Here is an 18,127-nt window from a genome sequence, read left to right as displayed (position 1 = left end):
TGGTCAGGCCACCGGAGCTTCCGCCGCCAGCCGCTCCTGCCCGTTGTGTTCTTCCGGTGCAGGGCGCGGGGCCTGCCGCAGTTTGGTGAACAGCGCTGTCTCCACCGTGAGCCCCGGACCGAACGCCATGGAGCAGATCCGTTCGTCTCCTGGCTCGGGCGCCTGTTCCAGGATGCGTTTGATGACAAACAGGACCGTGGCGCTGCTCATGTTCCCGTAGTTCCTGAGGATTTCACGGGCCGGGACCAGCTGTTCCTCCGTCAGGCCGAGCCGGGACTCGACCTTGTCCAGGATGCTCCGGCCGCCCGGGTGGATGGCCCAATGGCGGATGGCGGAGTAGGGGAGTGCCGCGAGTTCCGGCTCCCGGGCCAGGAGCGGCTGGAGCGCACCAACGATGTGGTCATCAATGATGTGCGGAACGTAATTGCCCAGGACCATCTCGAATCCGTTGTCGCCGATGTTCCATGCCATGGAGTCTTCACCGACGGGCGTGAGGACGGTTTCGAAATGATCCAGTTGCAGCAGGGCTTTGTCCTCCATGCCCGGCCTGGCTGTCACGACGGCGGCCGCGGCGCCGTCCGCGAACAGCGCCGATCCCATGATGGTGTCCGGATCGTTGGAGGTGCGCACGTGCAGCGAGCACAGTTCCGCACAGACAACCAGGACCACCGCGTTGGGGTCGGCCTCGCAGAACGACTTGGCGGCGCGGAGGGCTGGAAAGGCCGCATAACACCCCATGAAGCCGAGGTGGTATCGCTGGACGGCAGGGTCCAGGCCGAGTTCCCGCACGATCTTGTAGTCGGGCCCGGGGTTGAAGAAACCCGTGCAGGAGACGGTCACCAGATGAGTTATGTCAAGTAAATCGAGTTCCGGGCAGGCTTCGACGGCGGCGCGGGCAGCGGCGACGAACAGTTTGGTGGCCTCCCGGCCGAAGATCTCGTTGCGCACTTTGGTGCTGGGATTCAGCAGCAGGCCGGTGGCGGCGTCGTAGAACTGCGGGTCCTCGGCCTGGAAATCGTTGGTCATTTCCTCAACGGCCGTAAACCGGGTGTCGATGGCCGCCGCATCGAAGCATGTGCCCACCAGTCGCGAACCGAGCCGGGTCAGTCCGGGCTGCGCCGCAAAAACGTCCCGGGCCTCGGACTGGATCAGCATCGTTTTCGGAACCGCAGTTTCAAGTGAACGCACGTAGACCGTCATTGGTTCATTCTTAGCGAGCCGCGGGATAAAGGCAACGGTGGTCGAGGCGCTGACCTGCGGACTTGTTGAGTGTTTCTCTGAGACGCCGGCGTGGCGGATCCGGCCGCTTCCGTGGTGACTGAGACAACGCCGATAATCCACATTATGTAAAGTAAAACTTTGGAAGAGGTACGGGGCGGTCCGCCCCCGGCCAGTTGACCTCCCCTGTTCCTGTGCCTTCCGGCCATCGACGGAACTCTCACATAACGTGACTTGGCCGAACGCATTCCAAAGGCGACCGCGCGCCGTCGTAATGTCTCCGGACTAATGAATGCCCACTGATCTTGCCGCAGCAGTGTGTTCGCCCGAGCGCCCGTTCGGGACACAGCGGGTACAGCCAGGAGCGACACGCCTTCGAAAAATTCTGTGGGGGGACACGCCGCTCCCCCGCAGCCGCGTCTGCCTCGGGCTGGGATGGCCTCAGAGGACCAGGGTCCGCGGAGTCACGGTGAGGTTGATTCCAGCCTTGGCACCCAGAAGGTCCTTCGCAAAGTCCGGAACGCCGATGTGCCCCCGCCAGCGGCCGGGAGTATCGTCCATGTCCCGCAACTGGTCCTTGTCCTCGGGATTCCAGTCGCGGACTGCTGTGGGAATGGCGCTGTTCCAGGCTGCCCATGCTTTGGGCAGCGGCCGGTCTTTGCCCGGAGGTTCGATGTCGACCACCAGGGTGTCCTGCCAGTCCTCGGTTTGCTCCAAATGGTCATCAAAGAAGAAGTGTCCTTCCTTTTCCCTGATGGACATCAACCGCAGCCTGAGCGCGTGACGGAGCCGGGGCACTTCCCTCCCGCCGACCCGCGGCCGCGGTGCTTTCGAGGAAAGAAAAGTGGTCAGCAGCGGCAACGGCGAGTCGATCGGGTCCCCTTCCTTCCAATGCTCGATCTGGACGGGACAGAAGTGCGCGGCACTCTGTTCGTGGACCATTACCGGCAGCCCCCGAATGGCCAGGCCAACATCAAGCTGGAACTCGACCTCAGGCGGGGCCTCCTTGCCGACAGTGAACCCTGCCAGCTCAACTTCGATCTTGAGGTCGCCGAAGAGGAAGCGCTGGAGGTTCTGGTATCCCTCTTCCGAATTGACGATGCCGTAACGGCCGCTGTGGCTTCGGTGCACCACCGCCAGCGGCGCACCCTGGACAGCGGCATTGTCTATCTGGACCAGGCCGTCGCTTCGGGCTCCTACCGCTTTGGACGAAAGGCCCAAGGCGACGTCGTAGTCGCCGGGATTGGAGCCAACAAGGCAAAACAGTTCATCCAGCGGAAAACCGTCATCCGGCATCTGCGTTCCTACAAAAGCCTCCCGCGTCAGTCTCCGCCTGAGTGCGGGCGGGGTGAGGTACTCATACATCCTGTCCGGTCCAAAAATGTCTGCCCCTTGAACACCAAGGACGTCACGGATTTTCTCAAGCAGGCCAAAGCCGACGGCGAAGCGGATTCCGCCATGCGGTGTGGCATAGGTGAACACCCGTGCCACGTACCTTGCCCCGGCGGCCGGGTCGACCTTGCCCTCTGTGGCGGCAAGGGTTTCCGGTATAACGCGCTGCAACAGTGAGCGGCAGATCAGCCCTCCCATCGAATGGGCCACCAGGAAAACCTTGGGGGCACCGGTCTTCTCAAGGACGAGCTTGATGAGCTCAAAAAGATCCCGGGCGGCGTCTTCGAAGGAGAAGCTCTCCCCCTCCTCGCCGAAGGTGTCTGCGGAGTCATCGTAAAACCGGTGGATCCATACCGATGCCGGGTTCACCGAGCCGGAGTCCACGCTGTTCAAGAAGGCCCACTGGTCGCCGTGGACGGGGACTTCGTATTTGTGGTCGGTGACAAGCCGCAGCATCGGGGACTCGAACTGGTGGAACTTTGCCCGTCCGTTGCCGTCGGCACGGACATGGACCGAGCCCTGGCTGAACCCGTAAAACGGATCATCCACTGCATTGTTAATGGCAGAGCCTGTCCCGGCGAAACCGCGGACATAAATCACCGGAAGCCTGCCATCATCGCCGGGGAATCCCATGCCTCGTCCTTCCTGCACCAACGAATCCGGATCTTTCTGCCAAGAGAAGCTCCTGTTGTGGGCAGTGGACCACTGAAGGCGTTACCGCCGCGTTACCGCGCGGCCCTTTTTCTTCCACCAGCTGCAGGCAGCCCGCGATAACGCGGCCGTAACGGCACCGCAGTGTACTGGTCTGAAGTGACCAGCTTTCGAGGAGCCAGCCGTGGATGACCGAGTAGCCGTGAATGACCAGCCAGCTGGCCGCCACTGTGACGAAAAGCCCCAAACCCGTCCGGTTCTCCGTCCGGATCTGTCGACCCGCAGAGAGCGCCTCATCCGCCTGCTAAGGCTCAAATGGGTCAACGGCACCGTGCTGCACTACTGGTTCCTGGCCGCGCCTGCGCCACAAAAGGAAGCAGTCCGCACAGCCTTCAAGGAGTGGAAGGACCTGGGCATCGGCCTGGAGTTTTCCGAAGTGGCAGACCGCAGCGAAGCGGAAGTCCGGATCGCCTTTGACCAGGGCGACGGCTCATGGTCGTACGTCGGGCGGGACGTCCTGGGCATCAGCGCCAACGAGCCCACCATGAATTTTGGCTGGGATCTCACAGATGAATACGGCCGCACCACGGCACTTCACGAGATCGGCCACACCCTGGGCCTGCCGCACGAACACCAGAACCCCTTTTCCGGCATCGTCTGGGACGAAGCCAAGGTGTACGAATACTTCGGCGGCGCGCCCAACCACTGGCCGCCGGAGCAGACACTGCACAATGTGCTCCGCAAGATTGACACCAGCGAGGTCGACGGGTCGTCCTGGGACCCTGATTCGGTCATGGAGTATTGGTTCCCCGCCGGGTTGATCAAGGAACCTGCGCGATTCCAATCGGGGCTTAATCCGCCGGGCGGCCTGTCCAACGCGGATAAGGAATGGGTGCGGAAGTTCTTTCCCGCCCTGCACCCCACGCTGCCTGTTCTCCACCCGTTCCAATCGGTGCCGCTTTCCCTGGTTCCCGGCGGCCAGGCTGACTTTGCGCTGGAGCCCCAGGCCTCGCGCAAGTACGAGATAGGCACCTTCGGTGCAGCCGATACCGTGCTGGTCCTGTTCGAGGAAGTGCAGGGCGGGTTGCGCTTCGTCGCCGGGGACGATGACAGCGGAGAAGACCGGAACTCACGGGTATCCGCGAAGCTGTTCCAGGGCAGGCGGTACGTGGTGCGTGTCCGTCTGTACTGGGCCGGAGAGTCCGGACAGACCGCTGTCATGCACTGGTGACCGCCCCGGCCATTCTTGCGCCAAAATTTCGGAAACGCGGGCCAACTCCTGATTTTCCTCCAGCAAGATCAGAACACCTGAACAGACGTCCCGCCAGGGAAAACAAGTTTCGGGCGGCAATAGGATGGGCCCGGGCGTATGCCCTGGCCCTCCCAGGCATTGAACTCAACCCGGGGAGGCGTGACCGCGCGATGCAAGAGCACAGCTGGTCCGAGCCCGCTGGTGAGTCCGGTGCCGATCCGGAGCTCCCCTCGACAGGTTTGTTGATTATCCGCACCTGGCATGAACCGGGCCATCCCCAGGGCTTCAGGGCAAGAATTACCTACGGGCAGACAGCCGGCCGCGGCCAGCACACTGTTTCTACTGCCGACCCAGCGGAAGTTCTAAAAGTTGTTAAGCACTGGCTCGCCGCCCAGCCAGGGGTCACCGGCCGGAACTAGGCGCTCCTTCGCCACGCGCTCCCGGCGTTCAAGGACGGGGGCAAGGAGTTCCCTGACCGGCTCCGCGGGCAGCAGCCCCATGTCCTCCTGCAGTTGCTGCCGATACCGCTCATAGGCCCGCAACGCGGCCCCCGGATTGCCTCGCTGCAGTTCTGCCCGAATCAGGAGTCCGACGGCGTTCTCATAGAGCGGTTCGATGCCCACCGCCGCCTCTGCCGCTGCCCCTGCCGTTCCGTAGTCCCCCAATGTGAGCGACCTCGCGGCGATATCCGTGAAAATTTGCAGCCTGTCCTGCTGCAGGCGGCTTTGTTCAAACACCACCCAGTCTTCATACCAGCCGGGAAGCAGTGGTGCATCACGCAGCTCCCCAAGCAGGGAGGCGGCGCCTGCAACGGTGCCGGGCTGGCCCAGCGTTCGCGCATGTTCCCGGATCCGGTTCACATCGACCTCAACCCGGTCGCTCAGGGACAGCAACCTGCCCTCGTTGACGATCAGTCCCGGCACCTGCCGGGACGTCAGATGGACGCTGACCCGCAGGCTTTCCAGGGCTTTGGAATCCGGGTACTCGGGCCACAGCAGCCCTACGAGATAGCTCCGGAGACGTGGGCCCTTAATGGCCAGGGCCGCGATGAGCCTCTGCTGCCGTGTCGCGACGTGGACAACGACGCCGTCCTGGCGTAGGCGCCAGGACCCGAGCAGGTCCAGTTTCAATTCTCCATAGCCGTCGTCGTCCATGGGAACCTGATTTCGGTTCAGCTAAATGTGGTGGATCAGTAGAACTGAGGATCCTCATTTCGTTTGCCCTTGTCAATGTGTTCTGTCCCCTTTTTCCAAGGGGAGAGACCGCTATCGGTATGGCTTTACGGACAGCCAGCGCCGTGCGGCCTACCTCGGGACTTTTGGCTCTGCCTGCTGTGGCCACAAAGCCGCATGCTGGATGTCCGTGCAAGAGCATGGGATGACCCTGAAGCAACGTGGCCAGGAGGCTGCAAGCAGTGCCCAGTACCGGATCACCGACGCAACGGCCACCCTGGAAAGGCTCCTCCGGGTATCCCGGCAAGATTATGTCCGGCAGGTATACCGGGCCGGCCATTGCTGTGGCCCTGGCTGGAGGATGGGGGCTCCTCTCCGGGTGGTTGATGCCTCGGGGCCCGCTGACAACAGCGGAAGCACTGGCAACCATGGCTGTCAGCCTGTTCGTGGGCGTTTCTGCGGGAGCACTGATGCGGTCGCGCTGGGCGATGCTCTTTTCACCTGCCGTCTCCGTCGCCGTGTTTGAAGCAACCCGCATGGGTGTTGATGGACCAACCGTGGACAGTGTCCAGACCAGCCCTTACGGCCTTCTTGCCTTCATCGTAGGACGCGGTTTCCACGCCCTTCTCGGCCTCACGCCCATGATTCTCGGCGCGGCCCTTGGCGCCGCACTTAAGCGGTCCGGTCAGCACTCCCCCGGCCGCCACGCAGCACTTTGGCGCGGAATTCGGAGAACCGCTGGCGTCGCCGTCGGCCTGGCGCTCCTAGCGTTGGCTGCCGTGATTGCCCGGCCGGCATCGACCGCCCCTTTGGTGGGCCCTGACGGCCAACCGCTGGCCGGAAGCATTGCAGAGCTTAGCTCTGTGCGGTCCGGGGACAAGGACCTGGGCCTGATGCTGCGCGGCGCCAGTACGCGTAATCCGGTCCTGCTGTTCCTGGCCGGCGGCCCTGGTGGATCCGAATTCGGCGCCATGCGCAACCATCTCCCTGCCTTGGAAGAAATCTTTGTTGTGGCCACGCTTGACCAGCGCGGCACCGGCACGTCCTACCCGGACCTTGACCCAACCTCCACCCTTAGCCTGGAGGGATACATCGAGGACACGCTTACGGTGACCAATTACCTGCGGGATCGGTTTGGCCAGGAACGCATATATCTCATGGGCCAGTCCGGCGGAACCATCCACGGCGTCATTGCCGTACAGCGGGCCCCGGAACTGTACCGCGCGTTCATTGGGGTGGGTCAAATGGTCAGTCCCCTCGAGACCGACCGGATTTTCTACCAGGACACCCTTGACTGGGCGAAAAAGACCAACAGCCAGGAACTGGCCCGTCAGTTGGAGGACATCGGTCCCCCGCCCTACAGGAGGATGCTCGACTACGAAACCGCACTGTCCCATGAATATGCTGTCTACCCCTACGACCACACCGGCAATTCGGAAGGTGAGGGCGGGTTCTCCGAGAACTTCCTCGTCCCCGAATACACCTTTACCGACCAGGTACATCTGCTCGGCGCGTTCATGGACACCTTCGCGGTCCTCTACCCGCAACTCCAGGACACCGACTTCCGGAAAACAGCTGTCTCGCTGGATATCCCTGTCTTTTTCGTCCAGGGCGCGCATGAGGCGCGCGGCCGGGTTGAGCCATTCCGCGAATGGGTATCGGTTCTCGCTGCGCCCGGCGTAGAGGTGGTGGAATTTGGGAAATCGGGGCACCGGCCGCTGTTCGAGGAGCCCGGCAAGTTCGTCGCTTACATGCGGGACACTGTTCTTGCCGGCACCGCATAACGAGTTTCTGCCCGGGCAGGCGGAACGCAGCCGGGCGGGTCAGCGCTTGGATCCTATTCCGGCCCCTACCAGCGCTCCGACGCCAAGACCTAGCGCAAAACCGAGAAACGGGCTGTCGAAGACAGCCAGCCCAAGGGTGATGCCCACGGCGGCGCCAAGCAGGGAGCAGATCCAGAGCGGCTTGTTCACAGGGCTCCCCTTGTCATCGCCGCACCGGCGGCGTCAGCCGTCATAGGCCCTCTGGAGCTCCGCGATGTCCAGCTTCCCCATACCCAGCATGGCCTGCATCGCCCGCTGCGAGCCGTGCGGGTCGGGGCCGGCGATCAAGGACGGCAGGATCGACGGAACAATTTGCCATGACACTCCAAAGCGGTCCTTCAACCAGCCGCACTGGCTTTCGGAGCCGCCGTCGGTAAGTGCTTCCCAGTACCGGTCCACCGCGGACTGGTCCTCGCAGTCCACCACGAAGGAGACAGCCTCCGTGAAGCTGGAGCCCCGCGCACCGTTCAGCGCAGTGAATCCGCGGCCTTCAAGTTCAAAGTCGACGGCGATAGCCTCACCTGCCACACCCGGTCCGCCCTCCCCGAAGCGCGAAACGTTCAGGATTTTCGAATCGTCGAAGACCGAAGTGTAGAACTGTGCCGCTTCTTCCGCCTGGTTCTCGAACCAGAGGCAGGTACCGATTTTCCGTGGCATACGTGGCTCCCTTCCGGCTCGAGCCTAGTGCCGCATTCCACACCGCACAACGGCTGGCATTAGGCTCGAATCCATGAGTCCCCGCGCTGTTAAAGCTCCAAAGCCGCCCACCATGCCCCTGCTGCTCGGTGCCGCAGCAGCCGACGTCGTCCTGATCCTGGTGTTCGCAGCTGTGGGACGCGACGCACACCAGCGCGGCGACATTCTGGCCGGCGTCCTGCAGACGGCCTGGCCGTTCCTCGCGGGCGCGGCCCTGGGGTGGCTGGTGGCAAGGGCATGGCGGGACCCGTTGTCGGTGCGCCGGGCCGGGCTTGCCGTGTGGCTCGGCAGCGTGGCGGGCGGGATGACCCTGAGGGCCGTGACGGGGCAAACCGTAGTGCTCCCGTTCGTCATCGTTGCTTTGCTCAGCCTTGGAGTCTTGCTGGTTGGCTATCGTCTGCTGCTTGCAGGCGCGAGGCGACGCCGCCGTACGTAAGCGGCCGGACGCGGTGTGCTCCAGCAGCACCCCGGTGCTGATGTAATAGGCTGGCAGCAGAAGCCGGCCGGGCACTGCCACGGCGCAACAGATCCGAAAGGGTTCAACGTGATCACCGCATTCGTCCTGATCAAGACCGACGCTGCCCGCATCCCCGAGACGGCCGAGGAGATCTCGGCGATCGAGGGCATCAGCGAGGTATATTCCGTCACCGGCGAATGGGACCTCATTGCCGTCGCCCGCGTGCACCGGCACGAGGACCTGGCCGATGTCATTGCAGACCGGCTCTCGAAAGTGCCGGCAGTCGTCCACACCACGACGCATATTGCTTTTCGCGCCTACTCCCAGCATGACCTGGACGCGGCGTTTTCCCTGGGCTTCGAGCAGTAGGCAAGCCGCCCTCAGCGGGCGGTAAGGGAAACCCATTTCTCCAGGACAGCTGCGGCGGCGCCGGAATCAATCGATTCGGCTGCACGGACAAAGGCCGTCCTCATCCGGTCCAGGAAGGGCCCGTCGGCGTTTTCGTCGAAGGCCACCAGTCCAGCGGCAGCGTTAAGCAAAACGGCATCACGGGCGGGGCCTTCCTTGCCCGCAAGGACGTCCCGGACAACCGCCGCGTTCACTTCCGCGTTGCCGCCGCGAAGTTGCTCCACCGTTGCCAGGCTGATGCCAAGGTCCTGCGGCGAAAATGTCATTTCGCTCACAGCCCCGTTCCGAATCTCCCAGACGGTGGACGGCCCGGTGGTGGTGAGCTCATCGAGGCCGTCATTGCCCCGGAAAACCAGTCCCCTGCTCCCCCGCTGCGCCAGGACGCCCGCCACCAGCGGCGCCATCCTGGCGTTGGCGACGCCCACAGCTGAGGCCTGCACCTTGGCCGGGTTCGTGAGGGGGCCCAGGAAGTTGAACGCCGTGGGAACAGCCAGTTCCCGCCTGGGGACCGCGGTGTGGCGGAACGACGGATGGAACACCTGCGCAAAGCAGAAGGTGATCCCCGCCTCCTCGGCGTTGCGGGCAACCTCATCAATGGTCAGGTCCAACCGGACACCCAAGGCCTCCAGCACGTCGGCAGAACCGGACGACGACGACGCCGCACGGTTGCCGTGCTTGACGACCTTGGCGCCGGCGCCGGCAGCGACCAAGGCCGCCATCGTGGAGATGTTCACCGTGTTCAACTGGTCTCCGCCGGTGCCGACGATGTCGAGTTTTTCGCCCGAAATGCTGATGGGGTTTGCGTGGGCAAGCATGGCATCCACCAGGCCGGAGAGCTCCTCCACCGTCTCACCCTTGGCGCTGAGGGCGACAAGGAATCCCGCGATCTGCGCCGGCGTGGCCTCCCCGGACATGATGGTGTCCATCGCCCACGACGTATTGTCGGCAGTGAGATCTGTCCGGCTGATCAGTGCCGAGATCAGGCGGGGCCAAGAGTTGCCGGTCGGTGCGGAAGCCTGTGAAGTCACCTCCTGATGCTATCGAGCGTTGGCGCGGACTGACCAATATGAACCCCTGCGGGAACTTTTCCGCGCGAATTCGCGTCTTTGTAGAAAAAGTCCCCCGAAAAGGGCGGTTTGCGTTGGGCAGCACGGACTTTTACAGACATAATGTCTATGTGACATCTGCGACCCATGCCCCCAGTACCCCGGCGCACCCCACGCTGAACCGCCCCAACATGGTTTCCGTTGGAACCGTTGTGTGGCTGTCGAGTGAGTTGATGTTCTTTGCCGGTCTCTTCGCCATGTACTTCACACTGCGCTCCACAAGCGCACAGATGTGGGCGGACGAGACAGCCAAGCTCAACTTCCCCTTCGCGCTTGCCAACACGATTGTCCTCGTGGCCAGTTCGTTTACCTGCCAGATGGGCGTCTTCGCCGCCGAGCGCCTGCAGCCGCGAAGGACCGGGGGTGTGTTCCAGTTCGCCCGCTGGGGAATGAACGAATGGTTCACCCTGACCTTCCTCATGGGTGCCTTCTTCGTCGCCGGGCAGGCCACCGAGTACGCGATGCTGGTCTCTGAGCACGTATCGCTCTCCTCCAACGCCTACGGCTCCGCCTTCTACATGACCACCGGCTTCCACGGCCTGCACGTCATTGGCGGGCTCGTTGCCTTCCTGCTCATCATGGGCCGGTCTTTTGCCGCGAAGAAGTTCGGGCATTTCGAAGCGACTTCGGCGATTGTCACTTCTTACTACTGGCACTTCGTGGATGTCGTGTGGATCGGCCTCTTCCTGGTCATCTACGTACTCAAGTAGCCAGCTTTGATTCTTTTTCTACAAGAGGCAGAATTTCAGGTAGCGGCTCCCGGAGCCGGCGCAGGATCGAATAAAGGAACCACCACGTGAAGGCACTCTCACAAAAGCGGCGTCACCCACTTGCAGCAATAGCGCTGCTCCTGATGGGGCTCCTCATCACGGGTGGGCTCTACGCCGTGGCTACCACCGTCAACGAGGCCAAGGCTTCCACCACCTCCTACAGCGCCGACGACGTTGAGGAGGGCGGCAAGCTCTTCGCCGCCAACTGCGCCACGTGCCACGGCATGGGTGCCAGCGGCACCGACGCGGGTCCGTCGCTTGTTGGTGTGGGAGCAGCCGCTGTTGACTTCCAGGTGGGCACCGGCCGCATGCCGATGCAGATGAACGGTCCCCAGGCGATGAAGAAGCCTGTTCAGTTCAACGATGAGCAGACCAACCAGCTGTCAGCGTATGTCGCTTCCCTGGGCGCAGGCCCGGCGATTCCTGAAGAAAGCCTGCTTGACGAAGGCGGCGACGCCGCAGCCGGTGGCGAGCTCTTCCGCGTGAACTGCGCCATGTGCCACAACGCTGCCGCTGCCGGTGGCGCCCTGACCCGAGGTAAGTTCGCACCCGCCCTCGCAGATGTATCGGGTAAGCACATCTACGAGGCCATGGTGACGGGTCCCCAGAACATGCCCGTGTTCAGCGACTCCAACATCACTCCTGAAGACAAGCGCGACATCATCACCTTCCTGAAGCAGATCGAGACCACCGGTTCCCCGGGCGGTGCCGACCTTGGCTCCTTGGGGCCTGTGGCTGAAGGCCTGTTTGTCTGGGTCGCCGGCCTTGGCGTCATCATCGCTTTCACGATCTGGTTGACCTCCCGGACATCCTGACACCTGCGCCACCGCACACTTCTGCTGATCCGTCAGCAGCTTGATATTAGAAACTAACCCGGTATCCGCCGGGACGAGAGAAGGATGAGGCGAATTATGGGCAACCATAGTGACGGCAGTCCGAACCACTCGGGCACCGTAGCTACGGCTGGTCAGAATGAGGTGGAGAAGTTCCAGGATCCTGGAATTCCTCCGCACCGTTTGCGCCTGGCTGACACGGACCCGAAGGCCGCAAAGCGGGCAGAACGGCAGGTCGCCTTACTATTTGGCATCTCTGTTGTTGGAACCCTGATCTTCCTGGTGGCGTACTTCGCCATCGACCTGGGAGCCGAAGAGTCAAGCATTGCAACCATCCGGCTCCAGAACATGCTGCTGGGCCTGGGAACCGCGTTCGCGATGCTCGGCATCGGCACCGGCATCGTTCACTGGGCCAAGGCCCTGATGCCGGACCACGAAGTTTCCGAGGAACGCCACGCGATCCGTTACGAGGAGGACCGCCAGGCGGCTGTCCGCATCGTCGACGACATCGTTGAGGAGACGGGCATCAAGCGCCGTCCCCTTATCCGGAACACGCTCCTGGGTGCGGTTGCCCTTGCACCGCTGCCGGCAGTTGCCATCTTCGGCGACCTCGGTCCGCGTCCCGACGACAAGCTTGCCCACACCTTGTGGGCACCCCAGGAGGGCAAGCTCAAGCGGCTGGCTCGTGACCCCGACGGAACGCCCATCAAGGCATCCGACGTCACCATCGGTTCGGCGTTCCACGTCATCCCCGAAGGCCTCAATGACCTCCACGAGGGCAAGCTCAACGAAAAGGCCAAGGCCGTCGTGCTGCTCATGCGTCTCGACCCGGCATCCCTTAACCCGTCCGAGGGCCGCGAGGACTGGGGCTACAACGGGATCGTTGCCTACTCCAAGATCTGCACCCATGTCGGTTGCCCTGTTGCTCTGTATGAGCAGCAGACGCACCACCTGCTGTGCCCGTGCCACCAGTCGACCTTCGACCTCACGCAAGAGTGCAAGGTAATCTTTGGCCCGGCCAGCCGGCCTCTCCCCCAGCTGCCCATCGCAGTTGATGACGAGGGCTACTTGGTCGCCACCAGCGACTTCAAAGAACCTGTAGGACCAAGTTACTGGGAGCGTGATATGCATGAGCGCAGCATCAACAGCTGAGCCCGCTTTCGTCGCCAAAACCAAGACAGGCCGGTTTACCGACTTTGTCGACCAGCGTGTTGGCGGTTCCGGAATCCTCCGCGAATTCGGCCGAAAGGTCTTCCCGGACCACTGGTCCTTCATGTTCGGCGAAGTGGCGCTGTACTCCTTCGTCATCCTCCTGCTGTCCGGTACGTTCCTGACGTTCTTCTTTGATCCGTCGATGGCGGAGACCCACTACGACGGTTCCTACGTCCCGTTGAAGGGCGTGGAGATGTCCGTGGCGTACAGCTCATCGCTGGATATCTCCTTTGATATCCGTGGCGGACTGTTCATGCGCCAGGTGCACCACTGGGCTGCCCTGCTGTTCGTAGCCTCCATCGCCGTGCACATGCTGAGGGTCTTCTTTACCGGAGCTTTCCGCAAGCCCCGCGAAATGAACTGGGTTGTGGGCAGCGTACTGCTCATCCTCGCCATGGCCGCCGGCTTCACCGGATACTCCCTTCCTGATGACCTGCTCTCCGGCAACGGCCTGCGCATCATCGACGGCGTCATCAAGTCCATCCCGGTCATCGGTACCTACATCTCGTTCTTCCTCTTCGGCGGCGAGTTCCCGGGTACCGCTGTCATCGGCCGCCTTTACATGCTGCACATCCTGCTGGTTCCGGCACTGATCCTGCTGATGATTGTCCTCCACCTCTTCATGGTGGTGGTCCACAAGCACACCCAGTACCCCGGCCCCGGCCGCAACGACAACAACGTCGTCGGTTACCCGCTCGGACCTGTATATGCTGCCAAGGCCGGTGGATTCTTCTTCATTGTTTTCGGCGTCCTGGCGCTCATGGCAGGTTTCTTCACGATCAACCCGATCTGGAACTACGGCCCTTACGACCCCTCCCCCGTGTCCGCGGGTACCCAGCCTGACTGGTACATCGGATTCGTTGACGGCGCCCTGCGCCTGATGCCCGGCACCCTTGGGGACTGGCAGGTGGAGCAGACCTGGCTTGGCTTCGTCTTCTCGTTCAACGTCCTGCTGCCCGCCCTGGTACCGGCCGGAATCCTGTTCACCGTGATGTTCATGTACCCGTGGATTGAACGGTGGATCACCAAGGATGACCGTGAGCACCACGTGCTGGACCGCCCCCGCAACGCTCCCACACGGACCGCCATCGGTATGGCCGGCTTCGTCTGGTACTGCGTCATGTGGGCCGCGGCCGGCTCCGACCTCATCGCCACCCACTTCCACGTCTCGCTGAACGACGTCACGTACTGGCTGCGCGCACTGTTCTTCATCGGCCCGATCATTGCCTTTATCGTGACCAAGCGCGTCGCCCTGGCCCTTCAGCGGAAGGACCGCGAAATCGCACTCCACGGACGGGAAACAGGACGCATCGTCCGGCTCCCGCACGGCGAGTTCATCGAGGTGCACGCACCGCTGGACGAGTACAAGCGCTACAAGCTGGTTGGCTTCGAGTCCCCTGAGGTCCTCCCCGCCGTACCCAACGAACACGGCGTGGTGACCCGCAAGGAAAAGCGCCGCGCGTTCCTCTCCAAGTGGTTCTTCGAGGACCGCGTCGCCCCGGCCACCCCAGCTGAGCTGGAAGCCGCCCATGGCCATGGCCACGAGGCAGTCGAGGCACCAGAAGCAGCAAAGAGCCTGTCCCACTAGGTTCTGCAATAGACAATGAAGGCCCGGTCCATGAGGACTGGGCCTTTATTGTTTAAGATCGTGCCGGAAGCGCAAAACTGTGTTCGGGCATCCCCTCAACCGTCGGAGGCGCCTAGTGGTTTCGAGCCCGGCGCGCACCGGGCCGCTGCAGCGGAACCCACAGCTTGTATCTGTCGGCGCGGTAGTACGACACGGAGTAGTCCACCATCGCCCGGGCAACAAAGGCATGGCGCTGGATCTTCAGCAGGGGTGAGCCCACCTCCACGTTCAGCAGGCGAGCTGTGGAGGGCGACGCAGCCGTAGCCTCGATCATGTCCTCGCCCCACTCCATCACCAGGCCGAACTGTTCACTCAGGACGTTGTAGAGCGACGTGGGCGGTTCCCCGTCCAGCAGTCCCGGCACGCGGTGCGCGGGAATGAAGTTCTCATCGACACTCATCGGCTCACCGTCGGCCAGGAGCAGGCGGCGAAACCGCACCAGCGGCGTCCCTTCGTCCAACTGCAGTTCCCGTGCCAGGAACGCACTCGCAGCGATTTGCTCAAAGCTCAGCACCTTCGCGGCCGGCACCATCCCGCGCCGCTGCATCTCCTCGCTGTACGACGTCAGTTTGACCTGGAGATCCAGTTTCGGCCTGCGGACGAACGTCCCCAGTCCCACCACCCGCTCGATTACCTCTTCACCCACCAGGGCGTCGATGGCCTGCCTGACCGTCATCCGTGCCAGGCCGAAGCGCTCGGCAAGATCGCGCTCCGAGGGCAGGGCCGATCCGGGCGGGCAGGACTGTGCAATATAGGAACGCAGGATTTCACGGAGCTGCACGTAGATCGCTGTTCCACTGGTCCGGTCGATGTCACCGGTGATGGCTGCCGCGCTAGGAGCCATGGCGGGTCTCCCCTGGATTCGAATTCACCCTCCAATTTTAGGGCAGGTCTAGACCAGTGCGGTCCCTACGCCCTCCGCTTCGTGGAGCGGGACTCCGGGCAGCTATATTTGTCAGGAAAATGTCACCGGCGGCGGTGGACCGCCACAATAGAGGAGTTTCCCTTGCCAGTACACAAGGCCGTGGTCAAAGCCTCGGTGGGGCTGCACGCCCGTCCCGCCGCTGTCTTCGTACGGGCTGTCACAGAAACAGGCCTGCCGGTCACTATTTCCAAAGACGGTGCCCGGCACGTGGATGCACGCTCGCTTCTGCAGGTGATGACGGCCGACTTCGAGCACGGCTGCGAAGTGGAATTGGGTGTCAGCGAAGCCGTGCTTGACGGGTCGCAGAGCCGCCGGGACGCTGAGGAGGCACTCCGCGTGCTCGGCAACCTCCTGGAGTCGCAGGGGGCCGCCTGAGGCGCGCTGGAGACACTGCAAACAACGACGTCGGGCCCCACCTTTCGGTGGGGCCCGACGTCGTTGTTTATGCTGCGGTGCTGCTAGTGGGCGTGGTCTCCGCGGCTGTACTCGTAGACCCAGCCGATCAGCGCTACAACAGCCATGCCGGCCGCGATGTAGACAATCCAGAAGCCAACGGCAAGTCCCAGGAAGCCCGTAGCGCAGGCCAGGCCCAGGAAGAGCGGCCACCAGCTCCAGGGGCTGAAGTGCCCCTGCTCGCCGGCACCTTCGTGGATCTCAGCGTCGCTGCGGTCCTCGGGACGGAGGCCTACGCGCTTGCCGGTGAACCCGAGGTATCCACCGATCATGCCGGCAAGGCCGCCCACGAGCAGGATGCCGAGGATGCCAACCCACTCGCCCCAGTTGGTGAGGAAACCGTACACCATTGAGATCGGAACGAAGAAGAAGACTCCGGCACCAAAAATCCAGGATTCAATTTTCATTGTCAGTTGTCCCTCTGGTCGGCGTTTCCGAGCGTCTTGGCTGCGGGAGCGGGTGACTCAACGGTGTGGACCTGGCGAAGTTCAGGGTGGTGCAGGTCCAGTGCCGGGCGCTCCGAGCGGATCCGGGGCAGCGACGTGAAGTTGTGCCGCGGCGGCGGGCAGGACGTGGCCCATTCCAGGGAAGCACCGAAGCCCCAGGGATCATCCACCTGCACCTTCTCAGCGCTGCGCCAGGTGATGTACACGTTCCAGAAGAACGGGATCAGCGATGCACCCAGGACAAACGAGGCAACCGTGGAGAACTGGTTCATCCAGGTGAAGTTGTCTTCCACCAGGTAGTCGGCGTAGCGGCGGGGCATGCCCTCAACACCCAGCCAGTGCTGGATCAGGAAGGTGCCGTGGAAGCCCAGGAACAGGAGCCAGAAGTGGATCTTGCCAAGGCGCTCGTTGAGCATCTTGCCGGTGAACTTGGGCCACCAGAAGTAGAACCCGGCGAACATCGCGAAAACCACGGTGCCAAACACCACGTAGTGGAAGTGCGCCACCACGAAGTAGGAATCGGAGACGTGGAAGTCCAGCGGCGGGGAGGCCAGAATGATGCCGGTGAGGCCGCCGAAGAGGAACGTGACCAGGAAGCCGATGCTCCACAGCATGGGCGTCTCGAAGGTCAGCGAACCGCGCCACATGGTGCCGATCCAGTTGAAGAACTTCACGCCGGTGGGCACTGCGATCAGCATCGTCATGAACGCGAAGAACGGCAGCAGCACCGAGCCGGTCACGTACATATGGTGGGCCCAGACGGTGACGGACAGCGCGGCAATGGCAATGGTGGCGTAGACCAGGCCCTTGTAGCCGAAGATCGGCTTGCGGCTGAACACCGGGAAGATCTCGGACACGATGCCGAAGAACGGCAGGGCGATGATGTACACCTCGGGGTGGCCGAAGAACCAGAACAGGTGCTGCCAGAGGACTGCTCCGCCGTTCTCCGGGTCGAAGATGTGGGCACCGAAGCGCCGGTCGGCGCCGAGGGCGAACAGGGCAGCTGCCAGCGGCGGGAAAGCCATCAGGACCAGGATGGCCGTGACGAGGATGTTCCAGGTGAAGATCGGCATCCGCCACATGGTCATGCCCGGGGCACGCATGCAGATAACGGTGGTGATGAAGTTGACCGCACCCAGGATGGTTCCAAAGCCGGACAGCGCCAGGCCGAACACCCACAGGTCACCGCCGATGCCGGGGCTGAAGGTGGTGTTGGACAGCGGCGCATAGGCGAACCATCCGAAGGACGCTGCACCCTGCGGGGTGATGAAGCCGGACACCGCAATGGTGGAGCCGAAGAGGAAGAACCAGAAGGCCAGCGCATTCAGTCGCGGGAAGGCCACGTCCGGAGCGCCGATCTGCAATGGCATGATGACATTCGCGAAGCCGGCAAACAGCGGCGTTGCGAACATCAGCAGCATCACGGTGCCGTGCATCGTGAACAGCTGGTTGTACTGCTCCTTGGTCTGCAGGATCTGCATACCGGGCTCGAACAGCTCAGCGCGGATGAGCAGGGCCATCACGCCGCCGAGGCAGAAGAACACGAAGGACGCGATCAGGTACATGTACCCGATGGTCTTGTGGTCGGTGGAGGTGATCCAGTTGACGACGATGCGCCCCTTGGACTTCGGAACCACGGGAGCTGGAAGGACTCCGGTGGGTGCGGATTGAGTGTACGTAGCCACG

Annotated in this window: 18 protein-coding genes; 9 read left to right on the top strand and 9 right to left on the bottom strand. The window is 62.8% G+C overall.

Annotation, left to right across the window (positions count from 1 at the left end; genetic code table 11):
* Positions 1 to 3 precede the first annotated feature (3 nt).
* Both NFU08_RS00440 and NFU08_RS00435 read right to left on the bottom strand, forming a co-directional pair.
* Positions 4 to 1,200, bottom strand: a complete 1,197-nt coding sequence (locus NFU08_RS00440) for a type III polyketide synthase (RefSeq protein ID WP_251420104.1) — start codon at positions 1,198 to 1,200, stop codon at positions 4 to 6.
* Between the two features lie 459 nt (positions 1,201 to 1,659).
* Positions 1,660 to 3,243: an alpha/beta hydrolase gene (locus NFU08_RS00435; protein WP_174174421.1), complete on the bottom strand. Its 1,584-nt coding sequence runs from the start codon at positions 3,241 to 3,243 to the stop codon at positions 1,660 to 1,662.
* 202 nt (positions 3,244 to 3,445) lie between these two features.
* Here NFU08_RS00435 and NFU08_RS00430 point away from each other — a divergent pair, with 202 nt between their 5' ends.
* Positions 3,446 to 4,492, top strand: a complete 1,047-nt coding sequence (locus tag NFU08_RS00430; protein ID WP_251420103.1) for a M12 family metallopeptidase — start codon at positions 3,446 to 3,448, stop codon at positions 4,490 to 4,492.
* 383 nt (positions 4,493 to 4,875) lie between these two features.
* On the opposite strand, the gene NFU08_RS00425 is transcribed toward NFU08_RS00430, so the two are convergent.
* Entirely contained in the window at positions 4,876 to 5,667 is a 792-nt protein-coding gene (locus tag NFU08_RS00425) for a BTAD domain-containing putative transcriptional regulator (RefSeq protein WP_174174419.1), read from the bottom strand.
* Positions 5,668 to 6,113: 446 nt separating this feature from the next.
* Between NFU08_RS00425 and NFU08_RS00420 the strand changes: the two genes are divergently transcribed.
* Positions 6,114 to 7,469 carry an alpha/beta fold hydrolase gene (locus NFU08_RS00420; protein WP_251420102.1) on the top strand — a complete coding sequence of 452 codons (1,356 nt, stop codon included), beginning with the start codon at positions 6,114 to 6,116 and terminating at the stop codon, positions 7,467 to 7,469.
* 39 nt (positions 7,470 to 7,508) lie between these two features.
* Here the strand turns inward: NFU08_RS00420 and NFU08_RS00415 are convergent, their stop codons facing one another.
* Both NFU08_RS00415 and NFU08_RS00410 read right to left on the bottom strand, forming a co-directional pair.
* Positions 7,509 to 7,658, bottom strand: a complete 150-nt coding sequence (locus NFU08_RS00415; RefSeq protein ID WP_174174415.1) for a hypothetical protein — start codon at positions 7,656 to 7,658, stop codon at positions 7,509 to 7,511.
* Between the two features lie 33 nt (positions 7,659 to 7,691).
* Entirely contained in the window at positions 7,692 to 8,165 is a 474-nt protein-coding gene (locus tag NFU08_RS00410) for a VOC family protein (RefSeq protein WP_251420101.1), read from the bottom strand.
* Positions 8,166 to 8,238: 73 nt separating this feature from the next.
* Between NFU08_RS00410 and NFU08_RS00405 the strand changes: the two genes are divergently transcribed.
* A complete protein-coding gene (locus NFU08_RS00405; protein ID WP_174174411.1) occupies positions 8,239 to 8,640 on the top strand; it encodes a DUF3054 domain-containing protein in 402 nt (133 codons plus the stop codon).
* A gap of 108 nt (positions 8,641 to 8,748) precedes the next feature.
* Positions 8,749 to 9,030 carry an Lrp/AsnC family transcriptional regulator gene (locus NFU08_RS00400; protein ID WP_013601017.1) on the top strand — a complete coding sequence of 94 codons (282 nt, stop codon included), beginning with the start codon at positions 8,749 to 8,751 and terminating at the stop codon, positions 9,028 to 9,030.
* 11 nt (positions 9,031 to 9,041) lie between these two features.
* Here the strand turns inward: NFU08_RS00400 and trpD are convergent, their stop codons facing one another.
* Complete coding sequence (trpD, locus tag NFU08_RS00395; RefSeq protein WP_174174409.1) at positions 9,042 to 10,097, bottom strand: anthranilate phosphoribosyltransferase; 1,056 nt, start codon at positions 10,095 to 10,097, stop codon at positions 9,042 to 9,044.
* 230 nt (positions 10,098 to 10,327) lie between these two features.
* Between trpD and NFU08_RS00390 the strand changes: the two genes are divergently transcribed.
* From NFU08_RS00390 to NFU08_RS00375, 4 genes are all read left to right on the top strand, one after another.
* Positions 10,328 to 10,885, top strand: coding sequence for a heme-copper oxidase subunit III (locus tag NFU08_RS00390; RefSeq protein ID WP_066275904.1), 558 nt, complete (start codon positions 10,328 to 10,330; stop codon positions 10,883 to 10,885).
* Between the two features lie 86 nt (positions 10,886 to 10,971).
* Positions 10,972 to 11,760 (top strand): c-type cytochrome, encoded by a 789-nt coding sequence (locus NFU08_RS00385; protein ID WP_174174407.1) that lies wholly within the window; start codon positions 10,972 to 10,974, stop codon positions 11,758 to 11,760.
* Between the two features lie 96 nt (positions 11,761 to 11,856).
* Positions 11,857 to 12,930, top strand: coding sequence for a ubiquinol-cytochrome c reductase iron-sulfur subunit (locus tag NFU08_RS00380; RefSeq protein ID WP_174174405.1), 1,074 nt, complete (start codon positions 11,857 to 11,859; stop codon positions 12,928 to 12,930).
* Positions 12,908 to 14,578, top strand: a complete 1,671-nt coding sequence (locus tag NFU08_RS00375; protein WP_174174403.1) for a cytochrome bc complex cytochrome b subunit — start codon at positions 12,908 to 12,910, stop codon at positions 14,576 to 14,578. The genes NFU08_RS00380 and NFU08_RS00375 overlap by 23 nt, the downstream gene beginning before the upstream one ends.
* Before the next feature lie 112 nt (positions 14,579 to 14,690).
* On the opposite strand, the gene NFU08_RS00370 is transcribed toward NFU08_RS00375, so the two are convergent.
* Positions 14,691 to 15,461, bottom strand: coding sequence for a GntR family transcriptional regulator (locus NFU08_RS00370; RefSeq protein ID WP_174174401.1), 771 nt, complete (start codon positions 15,459 to 15,461; stop codon positions 14,691 to 14,693).
* Between the two features lie 162 nt (positions 15,462 to 15,623).
* Here NFU08_RS00370 and NFU08_RS00365 point away from each other — a divergent pair, with 162 nt between their 5' ends.
* Positions 15,624 to 15,917 (top strand): HPr family phosphocarrier protein, encoded by a 294-nt coding sequence (locus NFU08_RS00365; protein ID WP_251420100.1) that lies wholly within the window; start codon positions 15,624 to 15,626, stop codon positions 15,915 to 15,917.
* A gap of 83 nt (positions 15,918 to 16,000) precedes the next feature.
* Here the strand turns inward: NFU08_RS00365 and NFU08_RS00360 are convergent, their stop codons facing one another.
* Both NFU08_RS00360 and ctaD read right to left on the bottom strand, forming a co-directional pair.
* Positions 16,001 to 16,402 (bottom strand): cytochrome c oxidase subunit 4, encoded by a 402-nt coding sequence (locus NFU08_RS00360; protein ID WP_251420099.1) that lies wholly within the window; start codon positions 16,400 to 16,402, stop codon positions 16,001 to 16,003.
* Between the two features lie 2 nt (positions 16,403 to 16,404).
* The gene (ctaD, locus tag NFU08_RS00355; RefSeq protein ID WP_174174397.1) at positions 16,405 to 18,126 is read right to left on the bottom strand and encodes a cytochrome c oxidase subunit I; all 1,722 of its coding nucleotides are present in this window, start codon (positions 18,124 to 18,126) and stop codon (positions 16,405 to 16,407) included.
* Position 18,127 lies beyond the last annotated feature (1 nt).

The sequence above is a fragment of the Pseudarthrobacter sp. NCCP-2145 genome, from assembly GCF_023708005.1.
In the GTDB taxonomy this organism is placed as follows: Bacteria; Actinomycetota; Actinomycetes; order Actinomycetales; family Micrococcaceae; genus Arthrobacter; species Arthrobacter oxydans.
This window is presented reverse-complemented; position numbering and strand designations above follow the sequence as displayed.

Excerpts from the sequence above, each read along its gene's own strand:
- NFU08_RS00425 (WP_174174419.1), bottom strand. The coding sequence starts at position 5,667 with ATGGACGACGACGGCTATGGAGAATTGAAACTGGACCTGCTCGGGTCC.
- NFU08_RS00380 (WP_174174405.1), top strand. The coding sequence starts at position 11,857 with ATGGGCAACCATAGTGACGGCAGTCCGAACCACTCGGGCACCGTAGCT.
- NFU08_RS00410 (WP_251420101.1), bottom strand. The coding sequence starts at position 8,165 with ATGCCACGGAAAATCGGTACCTGCCTCTGGTTCGAGAACCAGGCGGAA.
- NFU08_RS00420 (WP_251420102.1), top strand. The coding sequence starts at position 6,114 with ATGGCTGTCAGCCTGTTCGTGGGCGTTTCTGCGGGAGCACTGATGCGG.
- NFU08_RS00375 (WP_174174403.1), top strand. The coding sequence starts at position 12,908 with ATGAGCGCAGCATCAACAGCTGAGCCCGCTTTCGTCGCCAAAACCAAG.
- NFU08_RS00440 (WP_251420104.1), bottom strand. The coding sequence starts at position 1,200 with ATGACGGTCTACGTGCGTTCACTTGAAACTGCGGTTCCGAAAACGATG.
- NFU08_RS00360 (WP_251420099.1), bottom strand. The coding sequence starts at position 16,402 with ATGAAAATTGAATCCTGGATTTTTGGTGCCGGAGTCTTCTTCTTCGTT.
- NFU08_RS00370 (WP_174174401.1), bottom strand. The coding sequence starts at position 15,461 with ATGGCTCCTAGCGCGGCAGCCATCACCGGTGACATCGACCGGACCAGT.
- NFU08_RS00435 (WP_174174421.1), bottom strand. The coding sequence starts at position 3,243 with ATGGGATTCCCCGGCGATGATGGCAGGCTTCCGGTGATTTATGTCCGC.
- NFU08_RS00405 (WP_174174411.1), top strand. The coding sequence starts at position 8,239 with ATGAGTCCCCGCGCTGTTAAAGCTCCAAAGCCGCCCACCATGCCCCTG.